General features: G+C 70.5%; 10 protein-coding genes. 3 read left to right on the top strand and 7 right to left on the bottom strand.

Annotated features, from left to right (window positions below; genetic code table 11):
* Window positions 1-56: 56 nt before the first annotated feature.
* On the top strand, window positions 57-1,352 hold the full coding sequence (locus tag D7147_RS09900) for a ThuA domain-containing protein (protein WP_120675969.1): 1,296 nt from the start codon (window positions 57-59) through the stop codon (window positions 1,350-1,352).
* Window positions 1,353-1,408: 56 nt separating this feature from the next.
* On the opposite strand, the gene D7147_RS09895 is transcribed toward D7147_RS09900, so the two are convergent.
* The gene (locus D7147_RS09895) at window positions 1,409-2,248 is read right to left on the bottom strand and encodes an alpha/beta fold hydrolase (RefSeq protein WP_120675967.1); all 840 of its coding nucleotides are present in this window, start codon (window positions 2,246-2,248) and stop codon (window positions 1,409-1,411) included.
* Between the two features lie 94 nt (window positions 2,249-2,342).
* Here D7147_RS09895 and D7147_RS09890 point away from each other — a divergent pair, with 94 nt between their 5' ends.
* Window positions 2,343-2,948, top strand: a complete 606-nt coding sequence (locus D7147_RS09890) for a TetR/AcrR family transcriptional regulator (protein WP_158609331.1) — start codon at window positions 2,343-2,345, stop codon at window positions 2,946-2,948.
* Between the two features lie 6 nt (window positions 2,949-2,954).
* On the opposite strand, the gene D7147_RS09885 is transcribed toward D7147_RS09890, so the two are convergent.
* From D7147_RS09885 to D7147_RS09860, 6 genes are all read right to left on the bottom strand, one after another.
* The gene (locus D7147_RS09885; RefSeq protein WP_120675963.1) at window positions 2,955-3,767 is read right to left on the bottom strand and encodes an alpha/beta hydrolase; all 813 of its coding nucleotides are present in this window, start codon (window positions 3,765-3,767) and stop codon (window positions 2,955-2,957) included.
* Window positions 3,768-3,903: 136 nt separating this feature from the next.
* A complete protein-coding gene (locus D7147_RS09880) occupies window positions 3,904-5,352 on the bottom strand; it encodes a hypothetical protein (RefSeq protein WP_199734140.1) in 1,449 nt (482 codons plus the stop codon).
* A gap of 164 nt (window positions 5,353-5,516) precedes the next feature.
* A complete protein-coding gene (locus D7147_RS09875; RefSeq protein ID WP_233563058.1) occupies window positions 5,517-6,692 on the bottom strand; it encodes a glycoside hydrolase family 3 N-terminal domain-containing protein in 1,176 nt (391 codons plus the stop codon).
* Between the two features lie 95 nt (window positions 6,693-6,787).
* The gene (locus D7147_RS09870; RefSeq protein WP_120675957.1) at window positions 6,788-7,384 is read right to left on the bottom strand and encodes a TlpA family protein disulfide reductase; all 597 of its coding nucleotides are present in this window, start codon (window positions 7,382-7,384) and stop codon (window positions 6,788-6,790) included.
* Window positions 7,381-7,812 carry a hypothetical protein gene (locus D7147_RS09865; RefSeq protein WP_120675956.1) on the bottom strand — a complete coding sequence of 144 codons (432 nt, stop codon included), beginning with the start codon at window positions 7,810-7,812 and terminating at the stop codon, window positions 7,381-7,383. Before D7147_RS09865 ends, D7147_RS09870 begins: the two co-directional genes overlap by 4 nt.
* Window positions 7,813-7,915: 103 nt before the next feature.
* Window positions 7,916-9,934 carry a M6 family metalloprotease domain-containing protein gene (locus D7147_RS09860; RefSeq protein ID WP_199716418.1) on the bottom strand — a complete coding sequence of 673 codons (2,019 nt, stop codon included), beginning with the start codon at window positions 9,932-9,934 and terminating at the stop codon, window positions 7,916-7,918.
* A 389-nt stretch (window positions 9,935-10,323) separates the two neighbouring features.
* Here D7147_RS09860 and D7147_RS09855 point away from each other — a divergent pair, with 389 nt between their 5' ends.
* Window positions 10,324-12,360 (top strand): hypothetical protein, encoded by a 2,037-nt coding sequence (locus tag D7147_RS09855; protein WP_120675951.1) that lies wholly within the window; start codon window positions 10,324-10,326, stop codon window positions 12,358-12,360.
* The last annotated feature ends 26 nt before the right edge of the window (window positions 12,361-12,386 follow it).

Below are 12,386 nucleotides of genomic sequence, written 5' to 3'. Positions count from 1 at the left end.
CGATGCGCCGCGTCCCGGCGCCCCGGCCAGCGCGACGACAACCGAGAGGACGCGCCATGATCGCCCGTACCCGCCGCACCGTGATTCGAAGGTCGGCCCAGCTCCTCGCGCTCTGCCTGGCGCTGGTGACCGTCTTCGCCCCGCCCGCCCACGGCGCGGCCCGAGCCGCGGCCCCGGACTTCAACGTCATCGCCTTCTACAACGGCACCTGGGACCCGGCCCACATCAGCTTCGTCCGGGAAGCCAACCAGTGGTTCCCGCAGATCGCCGCGCAGAACAACTTCTCGTACACCGCCACCAACGACTGGAGCCGGCTGAACACCGCCAACCTGGCCCAGTACCAGGTGGTGATCTTCCTCGACGACCTGCCGCCGGCCGCCCAACGCCCGGCGTTCGAGCAGTACATGCGCGGCGGCGGGGCGTGGCTCGGCTTCCACGTCTCCGCGTACACCGACAACCCGGGCGGCTGGGACTGGTACCACAACCAGTTCCTCGGCAGCGGCGCGTTCCAGACCAACACCTGGGGGCCGACGACCGCCGTGCTGCGGGTCGAGAACGGCAGCCACCCGTCCACCTCCCGGCTGCCCGCCACCTTCACCTCGTCGGTGAGCGAGTGGTACAGCTGGAGCCGCGACCTGCGCACCAACCCGGCCATCGACGTCCTGGCCTCGGTCGACCCCAGCAGCTTCCCGCTCGGCACCGACCCGAACCAGACCTGGTACGGCGGCTACTACCCGATCATCTGGACGAACACCAACTACAAGATGCTGTACACGAACTTCGGCCACAACGCGATGGACTACGCCCGGGACGTGCCGCTGTCGTCCACCTTCGCCAGCGAGGTGCAGAACCGGTTCCTCATCGACGGTCTGCGCTGGCTCGGCGGCGGTGGCAGCACTCCCCCGCCCACCGACCCGATCTCCCCGACCGCCTGGTACAGCCTGACCAGCAAGGTCAGCGGCAAGTGCGTCGACGCCCGCGCGGCGGGCACCGCCAACGGCACGGCGATCCAGCAGTACACCTGCAACGCGTCCTTCGCCCAGCAGTACCAGTTCCAGCCCACCAGCGGCGGCTACCTGCGGGTGAACAACCGCAACAACAGCAGTCGCGTGCTCGACGTGACGAACGTGTCCACCGCCGACAACGCCCCGATCCAGCTCTGGACCTACAGCGGCGGCAACAACCAGCAGTGGCAGGCGGTGCCGGAGGCCGACGGCTACTACCGGCTCGTCAACCGGCACAGCGGCAAGTGCCTCGACGTGCCCGGCGGGTCCACCGCCGACAGCGTCCAACTGGTCCAGTACGCCTGCAACGGCACCGCCGCCCAGTCGTTCCGGCTCGTGCAGCGATAGGTCCGACCGGTTGGTTGCCGGACACCCTGTTGCCCGGCAACCAACCGCGGATCCGCCTAGCCGAGGAACTCGGTGAGCGCCCGGACGAGGTCGTCGGGGCGCTCCTCGGCGAGATAGTGACCGGCGTCGGGAATCTCCAGGAACCGGATGTCCGTCGCCTTGCCCGCCAGCGCCAACGGCATGGCCTGGTAGTAGAGGCTGCCGAGGGCGAGGACCGGCACGGAGAGGGCGCCGTACGTCTGCATGTCCTCGATGTCCTGCGGAAACGCCTGGTACCAGCCGTTGGCGGCGCGGATCGCGCCGGGCTGGTCGTACGCCGTGGCGTAGACCGTCCGGCTGTGCTCGTCGATGGCGTCCCGGTCTCGGGCCATCTGGTCGACGCACCAGTCGATGAGCAGCCGGGCCCGGCCGGCGAGCAGACGCTCCGGCAGCTCCTTGACCTGGTTGAAGGCGAACCACCACAGGTGGGGCTGCCCGGCCTGGGGCAGCACGGTGAACTGGTAGAAGAACGTGTCCGGGTGCGGCACCTCGATCATCGCGAGCTTCCGCGTGAGGTCGGGGTGGTTGGCGGCGAAGCTGAAGGCGACCATCGCGCCGATGTCCGTACCGGCGATGTTGACGCTTTCGTAGCCGAGCTTGCGGACCAGCTCCGCCACGTCGCGCGCCATGGTCTTTTTGTCGTACCCGGTCTCCGGCTTGCCGGAGTCGCCCATGCCGCGCAGGTCGACGGCGATCACCCGGTACCGCTCGGCCAGCAGCGGCATGACCTTGTGGAACTCCCACCAGGTCAGCGGCCAGCCGGGCAGCAGGAGCAGGGGCTCGCCGGTTCCGCCCGAGACGTAGTGCAGCCTGACGCCGTTGACCTCGGCGTAGCCCTCTTCGAACCCGACGAGCATCTGCTTCCCCCAGAATGTGAATGCGCGTTCTCAATGCGTCGCCCACCGTAGCGCAATGTGTACGCGCGTTCAAATAAGAGCTATCCTGGCGCTCATGTCCAGACCACGGGGCTTCGTCGAGGCCGACGTCCTCGAACGCGCGATGCAGTACTTCTGGACAAACGGGTACGAAGCGACCTCGATGAGCGCCCTCACCGGACACCTCGGGTTGCATCCCGGCAGCCTCTACCGCACCTTCACCGACAAGCACACCCTCTTCCTGCGGGCACTCGAGCACTACCGGGACACCCACACCCGCCAGCTGGCGCCGACGCTGCTCGCGGGCGGCCCGGTCCTGCCCCGCATCCGCAAGGTCCTGATCGACTACCTCGACGCCGCCGCCGACGAGTCCGTGCCGCGCGGGTGCATCGCGGTCAACACGGTCGGCGAACGGCTGCCCCGGGACGAAGCCGCCGGGCGGATCGTCCAGGAGATCCTGGCGCTGGTGGAGGACGGGTTCCGGCAGGGCCTGGAAGCCGCCGCGCGGCACGGTGAGATCCCCGCCGACACGGACGTCGCCACCGAGGCGACCATGCTGATGACCCTGCTCCAGGGCCTACAGGTCGTCGTCAAGGCCGAGCGGGACCCACGCCGGCTCACCCGGATGATCGACGCCGCGCTGACCCGGCTCGCCGAGCCGGTGCGGCACGTCGACGCCTGACTTCGTTCAGTGCCCCTTGAACACGTCGTCCAGGAAATCGGCGCTCGCCTCGATGAGGCCACCGATGTCCGAGCAGCCGACGAAGCAGTGTTCGGCGCCGGGCACCGGGTGCAGATCGCAGCGCACGCCCTGGGCGCGTAACGCCTCGGCCAGCCGTTCGCTCTGCTCGAACGGGACCAGCTGATCGTTCGTGCCGTGCATGTTGAGAAACGGCGGCGCCCCCGCGTGCACGCGGTGCAGCGGACTCGCCCAGGCGGCGAGGTCACGCCGCTCGGCGGGTGGCCCACCGAGCAGCAGCGCCGGCGGGGTGAACGGATACGGGTCACCGGGAGGGGTGACCAGGTCGATCACGCCGTACCAGTTCACCACCGCCTGGATCGCCGTGTCACCCTCGCCGACCAGTCCGGCCATCGCGGCCAGGTGACCTCCGGCCGACTCACCCAGCACGGCGAACCTGCCCGGGTCCAGCCGCAACTGGCGCCGGTGGTGGCGCAACCACCGGATCGCCGACTGCACATCGACCAGCTGGGCCGGGTACTGCGCCTCGAGGGAGAGCCGGTAGTCCACGTCGGCGACCGCGTAGCCACGAGCGAGCAGCCGTTCGTGGAAGCCGAACGGCGCGACGGAATCGGGCAACCCCACGCGGCTGCCCTCCTGCCAGCCGCCGCCGTGCACCCACAACACCACCGGGAAGGGACCCGCTCCGGGTGGGAGATGCAGGTCGAGGTGCAGCGGTCGAAAGCCCGTCGGTGCGGAGACCGTGCAGTTGGCGTACGTCACCGTGGGTCGCTTCGCGGGCGGCGGCCAGAACTCAGTCACGACAGGCGATCCCATCCTCGGCGTGCTCCCGGAGCCATCGACGCACACGATACCGAGCGGGCCGGTGTCGGCGCTGCCTCGCGGCGTCCGGTGGCACTCGTACCACCGGACGCCGCGACCCGACCCGTCGCAATGGTCAGGGGGCGATCCCGACGTTCTCGATCCGGCTCCAGCTCCGCTCCTGGCCGGCGGTCATGGCCGGCCAACGCAGCCCGCCCGGGCGCGGGTTGACCCGCGAGGCGTAGGGGGCGGGACGGAACCGCGGCTCGTAGAAGCAACCGGTGCCGTAGCTGCGGTCGAAGCCGGCGCAGGAGGCCGCGATCGAGGTGGGTGTCGGCTTGCGGCCGGTGCGCACCCACCCGTCGAGCGCGGAGATCGAGGCGGCGTACTCGGCGTTGCTCAGCTCGCTGTGCTCGGACTCCCGGGTGAAGGTCTGCACCAGGTGCTCCTCCCGACCGGCGCCCTGCAGACTGGCGCGGTAGGCGGCCTCGTGCTCGACGAACGCCGTCGGGTCGTCGATGGCGTGCAGGGTCAGCACCGGAATGGAGACCTTGCCGGTGAGGTCGCTGTCGTAGGAGAGGTCGCGTCGGGCGGTCGGGTCGGCGGAGAAGCGCTGCACGCCGGCGTTGAGCGCCGCGTCGTCGTGTGAGCCGGCGTAGCGGACTCCCTCGTTGCTGAACGGGTTACGCCCGCCGAGCCGAGCGTGGACGATGTCGCGGAAGGTGAAGGTGGCGAACCGCAGGTGCGATTCCAGCGTGCGCTCCGGCACGCCCGTCACGGCCAGGATGTCGTCGAGGTTGCGCTGCTGCGACGCCGTACGCTCCAGCGGGTCGGAGGCGTAGCCGGTGCACTCCTGCAGGCGGGCGCGCAGCCCGTTGGTGGTCATGGTCGAGTCGGCTCGCAGGCCCTCCCAGAGCGGGTACTGGGGCTCGCTGGGCCGGGGATGGTTCTGGCAGTAGTACTGGTAGACGACGCGCAGGTCGACCCGGTAGTCGTAGCCGCGCGAGCCGCCGCCGAGGACGCCGCTGGTGAGCAGGGCGCCGTCGTACGGCCCGCGCGCCCCGGCGTAGGTCTCCACGACCTTGGCGGCGACGTCTCCGCCCCACGACTGCCCGTGCACGTACGTCCGCTTCGGCTTGCCGAACTCGGTGACGAAGAGGCGGCGGAGGTTCTCGGTGTCGGTGGCGGCCATCCGGGTGCCGTAGCCGCCTCGGCGGTAGGACGAGCCGGCCCAGGCGTAGCCCTCGTCCACCATGACCGCCCAGCGGTCCAGGTCCTCGACGCTGCGCTGCGGGTCGGACGTGTCGCCCAGGTCCGGCCCGCCGTGGGCGTGCACGACGAGCGAGCGGTTCCACCGGTTGGGGATGGCGATCGCGTAGTAGGCCCCGTTGGTGTCCTGGCCGGTGTAGCAGGTGGCCTTGCCGGTCAGGTTCGCGGGACACTCGGTCACCGCCGGAGGTGGCGCGTCCGCCTGGGCGGCGGGCGCGACGGTCAGGGCGCCGACCAACGCCGCGCCGAGCAGGGTGACCAGCCCGAGCGGGCGGCGGGACCGGCGGGCAGGTCGGGTGGTTCTCGACGTGATCACGGCAGGGCTCCTCGTCCTCACCGGCGCATCGATGCGCCTCGCTGCGAGGTTAGGCAGGGTCTCCGGCAAACGTGATCATTGCGTTCATACTGTTCATCGACGCTCTCTCCACCCGGGACACATCGTCGCGTCGGGCGCGGCGGGAACCAGCGGGCAGCCTCGGCTCAGCCCTTCGGGCGGAGCGCGTCGACCCGGGCGACGGACTGGTCGATCCGCTCCTGGCTGAGCTGCCCGCGGCGGACCAGGTCGACCACCGTGTTCACCGTCTTGTCGACGATGCCCGGGTCGAACACCTGCTGGTTGGCGAAGACGAGCAGGTCGACGCCGGCCTGCAACGCCCGGCGGACGGCGTCGGCGGAGCCGTGCCGGCGGGTGATGGCAGCGGCCTGCATGTCGTCGCTGACCACCGGGCCCTGCCAGCCCAGTTCGCCGCGCAGCAGCTTCGTGACGGTTGCTGGCGACAGTGACGCGGGCAGGTTCGGATCCAGCTGCTTGTTGAGCACGTGAGCGACGAGCACCGAGTCCGCCGAGCCCGCCCGGATCAGTCGCCGGAACGGTTCCAGCTCGACGGGCTTCCAGGTGGAGCTGACGTCGACGACCTCGAAGTCGGTGTTGCCGGCGGCGCTGCCGATGCCCGGGAAGTGTTTGAGCGAGGTCTTGACGCCCGCAGTGCGGTGGGCGTGGATCTCCTCGGTGGCGTTGCTGACGACCACGTCGGGGTTCGCGGAGAAGCTACGGTCGAGCCTCCCGATCGCCCGGCTCTCGGGGTTGACGTTCAGGTCGACGACCGGCGCGTAGTTGAGGTTGACACCGATTCGCGTGAGGCTCGCGACCAGTCCCCGCGCCCACTCGCGCGTCGCCGCCGGCGAGTTCTCGGCACCGATCTCGGCCTCGGACCTGGTGGCGGGAAAGCCGTTGTCCGGCTTCAAGCGGGAGGTGCGTCCGCCTTCCTGGTCGATCGACACGATCAACCGGCGGCCCGGCGCGGCGTTCTTCAGGTCCCGGATCAGCGTCGTGACCTGCTGCGGTGAGCGGATGTTACGTTCGGTGTCCGTCCGCAGGTCGCGATCGAAGAGAATCACCCCGCCGAGGCCGTTGCGGATCGCCCTGATGATCCAGTCATCGCGACCCACGGAGTCGCCGCGGAAGCCCACCACGAGCAGACTCGCGATCTTCCGGCGAAGCGCTGCCTCATCCAGCTGTCCGTTGGTGGTTGGGTGGGTCGGCTGTGGTGTGGGGGGCGTGGTGGACTGGCTGGCCTGGCAGGCCGTCAGCGCGGCCACGGCGGCCGAGCCGGCTCCCGTGAGCAGCAACCGGCGAGGCATACGCACTCTGTCCACGACCGCACGCTACGACCCACCCGGGCCCCGGCGACGAGCGAACGCGAAAGTCTCACCCGTTCGATGTGGGGGTTGATCCGTCGTCTCGGCACCGGCTACGAGGCCAGCACCAGTTCGCGGAGCTTGCCATCGAGCGCCGCCGCGTCCACCCCGCCGGGCCAGCCCCGCAGCAGCGCGCCGCCCTTGGCGATCACCACCACGGTCGGAGGTTCACGCACGGCGTACGACCGCGCGATGGCGCCGTCCTCGTCGAGCACGACCGGATACTCCACCCGGTGCTCCCGCAGGTACTGCTGCAGCTCCTGCGGTTCGTCCTCGGTGGCCACCCCGACGAAGACGACCTTGTCCCGGTGGGTGCGGGCCAGTTCGCTGAGGGCGCCCTGTCGTTCGGCGCAGAGGGTGCACCACGAGCTGAAGAAGGTCAGCACCACCGGACGGTCGGCCCACAGGTCGGCGAGGGTGACGGGGCTTCCGTCGGTGAGCGCGCCGGTGACGGCGGGCGCGCCGGGCAGCCCGGACGGGGCCGGGCGCAGCGCGAGGTTCGCCGGCGCCGGGCCGGGCAGCGCCGAGGCCCCACCGGCGACGGACTCCGGCCGGGCCGGCGCGTCCTCACCACCGGAGCAGGCGGCAGAGGAGAGCGTCACCGACAGCGCCAGCACGACGGCGGCCAGCCGGGCGTACCCGCGGGTCATGAGGGCACCACCGCGACCAGCGCCGGCCCTTCGCTGTCGTTCGGGGTGAGCGCGATCGGCGGGTGCCCGTCGACGACCAGCTGGTAGGCGCTGCGATCGGCCACCGTGACGGGGACGGCGAACTCGCAGTACGTGGGCACGCGCTCCACCTCCAGGTCCTCCTTGAAGGTCGCCACCGAGGTGCCCGGCGGCAGGGCGCCCTCGGCCAGGGTTCGGCCGTCAGCGTCGATCACCTGGAACGGCGACCGGTTGTGGAAGTGGGTGTAGGGGCCGGTTCCGGCGCACTCCACGCCCTCCGGCCGGATGTTGATGTCCCGCACGAGAACCCGCACGGTCGTCGCCGAACGGGCCTCCTCGGCGTCGCCGCACGCGGTCAGCGCGCCGGTCGCCAGCGACGGCAGCAACAGCGCTGCGAGCAGACGCCGCATCAGTCCTCCAGATCGTTCGGTGGCCGCAGGCCCGGAGCGGTGGGCAGGTGATCATCCCACCGCCCCGGGCCTGCGGGCAGGTCTCCCGTCGCGCCCTGGGGCGTCAGCCGAGCTGCGCGCGGGGCCGCTCGACCCGGCACTGGCTGGTGACGGTCTTGCTGGGGTCGCTCTCCGAGGTGGCGGTCAGCGTCACCAGGGTGGTCGGGCTCGCCTTCTTGCTGGCGCCCACCGACACGTCGACCGACGTCTTGTCGCCGAACTCGGCCGTGGCCAGTTCGTTCGGCAGCTCGACCTGCCAGCCCTTGCCTCCGACGCTCGCCGAGAGCCGGTACACGTCGGACTTCAGGTACGCGCTGGCGTCCTCCGGGTGCGGCTGCCCGCCGGCCACGTACCGACCGGTGTTGGTCAGGTCGAACGAGCAGGTGGCGCCCTTGCCGCTCGGCTTGCCCCGGGTCTCGAGGTGGCCCTTGGACAGCTTCACGCCGTGCCGGCTCGGACCGGCGCCGTCCAGCGAACGGACCGCCACCGTGTACGACAGCACGCCGGCGCGGTCCCGGCGGAGGTTGAGCACGTAGAAGTGCAGCCGGTTGGCCTCGTCCACGTACTCGTACTCGCTGCCGGAGTTGGCGCCCGCGTGGAACAGCGCGTCGGAGAGCTGCCGGTAGTCACCCATGGTGATCTTCTGCGGGGTGCCGTCCGGCTGGTAGAAGTCCACCATGTCGATGTCCTGCGGGTTGGCGTCGACGACCCAGACGAACGGCGCGCTGTCGGCGTTCTTCGTCTTGCTGATCAGTACGCCGTTGTCGGGCGTGAACGAGTCTGCGCCCATCCGGTCGACGACCTCGACGGTGTAGTTGTTGTAGCGGCCACCGTCGCAGAGCGGGTCGGTCGCCACGGTGCACGCCGGTGAGCGGTCGGCGTCCATGGCGATGTTGATGCCGGTCAGCCCGTTCTCACCCGCGTCCACCGCGCGGGCGGTCACGTCGGCGACGACCATGCCCGACGTGCCGAGCGCCTCCCGCGAGAGCCGCAGCGCGTGCTCCTCACCGAGCAGCCCGATCTTCAGCTTGTCCCGCAGCGTGTGCAGCGACCCCATGGATCCGCCGTTCACCGGCGGGATCTGCCAGCGGGTGTGCGGGCCGCCGGGGCCGTTGAACGAGCCGCGCGACATCATGCTCCAGATGCCGGTGTACGCGCGACGCAGCGGGGTGCCGTACGGGTTGTTGTAGTTGTCGCCGATGCTCAGCAGGTGGCTCAGCTCGTGGGCGTAGACGCCCATGCCCGAGCTCTCCGCCTGCGTCGACGAGCCGCCGCCCGCGTTCGGCCAGATGGTGGCCGCCGCCTTCCAAGACGTCCAGGGGACGTAGCGGGTCGACGCCCAGTTGGGCAGCGCGGGGTCCGGCGGGCCCCAGGCGTCCGGCACGTCCTCCTTGGTCTGGAACATCATCTGGCCGAACTCCTGCCAGGTGGAGGACTCGTCCTGGCCGGCGGAGAGGATGAAGACCAGCTCGAAGCTGTCGGCCACCTCCTCGCCGACCGCGGCGCGCCAGGCGCCCAGACCGTCGGTGCGGATGTTCTTCGCACACGTGTCCCCTGCCGGGCAGGCGCCGGGGTTGAAGCCGTTGTCGATGCCGTACTGGTAGGACTTCGCCGGCATCTCGTACGGGCCGAAGCCGGTGAGGTCGACGCCGTAGCGGCCGTTGGAGTCCTGCATCCAGTACTCGTGCAGGGTGTGTCCCTTGTTCAGGTCGCCCGGCTTGTTGAGGAAGTCGGTGTAGAACTGCGAGACCTGGGTTCGGGGCACGTTGGTGGCGCTCGCCTGCGGGTTGCCGAAGACCGTCGAGCCGGCGGGCTGGGTGATGACGAAGGGCTGGTCGACGTAGTCCAGGGTGACCAGGGCGATGTTGAAGTTGCGGACGGATCCGCGCACGTTCGGGTCGGCCCAGTTCTTGCCCGGAACCCGCTTGTAGTCGTCCCAGGTCATCGAGTCCGGGTTCTGCCAGTTCTGCGGATCGATGGCCTGAAAGGGCGCGGGACCGTCCGGCGGATGGCCACCTGGTGCGGCGGTGGCCGGCCCGGTGGCGCCGGTCGCGACGAGGACGGTCGCGACTGAAGCGGCCATCACCGAACGCCACACCGCGCGCCTGGAGGGCAGAAGGTGCATCAGATCACCTCTCAGGTCGGGGGTTGGAGAAGGCGGGGCGATCGACGGCCGATGACGCTCACCGTCCACATGATCACTCCAAGTTTCGAATCTAGGAGTCGACCCGTCCCCGGTCACTGTGCAGATGTCGGCACGTGGACCGGGTCGCGTTCCGACACCTGCAGGAGACGGGTTTGCGTCGGTTCCACCGGCACGTCGGAACCGACGGCCTCGCAGTTGGATCACCTCTTGCCGATGGCCGGTACCGGGCGTAGGAAGAACACCACCCCGCACCCGGTCCGCGCCCGCCTCCGCCTCGCACCTCACCGGGTGTCCGTCCACTGAGTCCACCGTCGAAGGAGATGCGTGTGACGACCCGCAGCCGGCTCCGTCTTTCCGTGTCCGCGCTGGTGACCGCCGGTGTCGTGCTGCTCGGCACGGCCGCCGCCGCGACCCCGCCCGGCGGTCCGACGCATCCCGCCACCAACGGCGACTGTGATCCGATCGACCCGACCGCCTGCCTGCTGCCGTTCCCGAACGACTACTTCACCGTGCCCGATCCGGCCAGCCCGACCGGCAAGCGGGTGCGGCTCACGGCCGACGCGATGCCGTCGAACGTGCAGGGCGTCCCGATCGACCCGACGGAGTGGAACCGGCAGGACGGGTTCAGTCCCGGCTCACCGATCCTCGTGCACGTGCCCGGCCTCGACGCGGCGGCCACCGGGATCGCCCCGGTCACCGACATCGGCCGCTCGCTCGCCCCGGACGCGCCGATCGTGCTCGTCAACAGCGCCACCGGCGAACGCACGCCGTACTGGGCGGAGCTGGACGCGCACGGCACCGGTCAGCCCGACCGGCAGCTGCTCATCATCCGCCCGGCGGTGGCGCTCGCCGAGGGCACCCGGTACGTCGTGGGCCTGCGCGGCATGCGCGACGCGCAGCGGTCGGTGATCCCCACGCCGAAGGCGTTCAAGTCCTACCTCACCGGCGCCGGTCTCGGCCGCCGGGATCCCCGCGTGCCCCAACTGAAGCGAGTCTTCGCCGACCTGAGCCGAGCCGGCGTCAAGCGTCACAACCTCTATCTGGCCTGGGACTTCACCGTGGCCAGCCGGCAGGGTCTGACCGGGCGGATGTTGAGCATCCGCGACAGCGCGTTCGGCGCTCTGCGCGCCGCGGCACCGCCGGTCACCGTCAGCCAGGTCACCGACTACACGCCGGAGCAGGACCCGCGGATCGCGCGGCAGGTGGTCGGCACGGTCGGCGTGCCGTCGTACCTGACCGGCGACGGTGGCCCCGGCTCGCGGCTGCACTACGGGCCGACCCGCGGCGACGGGACGCCGCCGACCAGGTACGCGCTGCCCACGCCGTCGGGTGCGACGGTGCAGGCGGACTTCGTCTGCAACATCCCGCGCAGCGCCTCCGCGTCCCGCCCGGCACACCTGTCGCTCTACGGCCACGGGCTGCTCGGCAAGCCGACCGAGATCAACGCCGGCAACGTCAAGACGATGTCGGCCACCTACGACTTCACGTTCTGCGCCACCAGTTGGATCGGCATGGCCGACGCCGACGTGCCCTACGTGGCCGACACCTTCGCCGACCTCAGCGCCTTCCCCGCCGTGGTGGACCGGCTGCAGCAGAGTTACCTGAACTTCCTCTTCCTGGGCCGGGCGATGATCCACCGCAAGGGGTTCGCCGCCGAACCGGCGTTCCAGGACGCTCACGGACGGCCGCTGATCGACGTGGCGGGCGGCCTGCACTACGACGGCAACAGTCAGGGTGGGATCAACGGTGGCGCGCTCACCGCCATCGCCCAGGACTGGACCCGCTCGGTGCTCGGCGTGCCGGCCATGAACTACTCCACGCTGCTGCAGCGCAGCGTGGACTTCGCCCCGTTCCAGCAGATCATGGACGGCTCCTACCCGGATCGCGCCGACCAACAGCTGATCTTCGCCCTGCTGCAGATGCTCTGGGACCGGTCGGAGGCGAACGGGTACGCCCAGCACATGACCGAACGGCCGCTGCCGCGCACCCCCGCACATCAGGTGCTCATGCACGTGGCCTTCGGCGACCAGCAGGTCTCCCCCGCCGCGGCCGAGGTCCAGGCGCGCACCATCGGCGCTCGACTGCACACACCTGCCCTCGCCGCCGGCTGGTCGGCCGACGTGAAGCCCTACTGGGGCATCCGGCCGATCGCGAGGTACCCGTACACCGGTTCGGCGATCGTGATCTGGAACAGCGGCGCGGCGTACGCGCCACCGACGACGAACCTCGCCCCGGCCGGTCCCGAGTACGGCGACGACCCGCACGAGTTCCCGCGCGCCCAGCCCGGAGCGCAGCAACAGAAGGCGACGTTCCTGCTCACCGGCAAGGTCATCGACGTCTGCGCCGGTCGACCCTGCGCATGACTCGGGCCCGCCCGACGCGGCACGCG

The organism is Micromonospora musae, assembly GCF_003626545.1.
GTDB classification, from domain to species: domain Bacteria; phylum Actinomycetota; class Actinomycetes; order Mycobacteriales; family Micromonosporaceae; genus Micromonospora; species Micromonospora musae.
Note: the sequence above shows the minus strand (reverse complement) of the source record. Positions and strands in the feature narration are given on the sequence as shown.

Bases quoted from the DNA above. Each gene is read 5' to 3' on its own strand.
- D7147_RS09890 (WP_158609331.1), top strand. From the start codon at position 2,343: ATGTCCAGACCACGGGGCTTCGTCGAGGCCGACGTCCTCGAACGCGCG.
- D7147_RS09865 (WP_120675956.1), bottom strand. From the start codon at position 7,812: ATGCGGCGTCTGCTCGCAGCGCTGTTGCTGCCGTCGCTGGCGACCGGC.
- D7147_RS09895 (WP_120675967.1), bottom strand. From the start codon at position 2,248: ATGCTCGTCGGGTTCGAAGAGGGCTACGCCGAGGTCAACGGCGTCAGG.
- D7147_RS09860 (WP_199716418.1), bottom strand. From the start codon at position 9,934: ATGGCCGCTTCAGTCGCGACCGTCCTCGTCGCGACCGGCGCCACCGGG.
- D7147_RS09900 (WP_120675969.1), top strand. From the start codon at position 57: ATGATCGCCCGTACCCGCCGCACCGTGATTCGAAGGTCGGCCCAGCTC.
- D7147_RS09870 (WP_120675957.1), bottom strand. From the start codon at position 7,384: ATGACCCGCGGGTACGCCCGGCTGGCCGCCGTCGTGCTGGCGCTGTCG.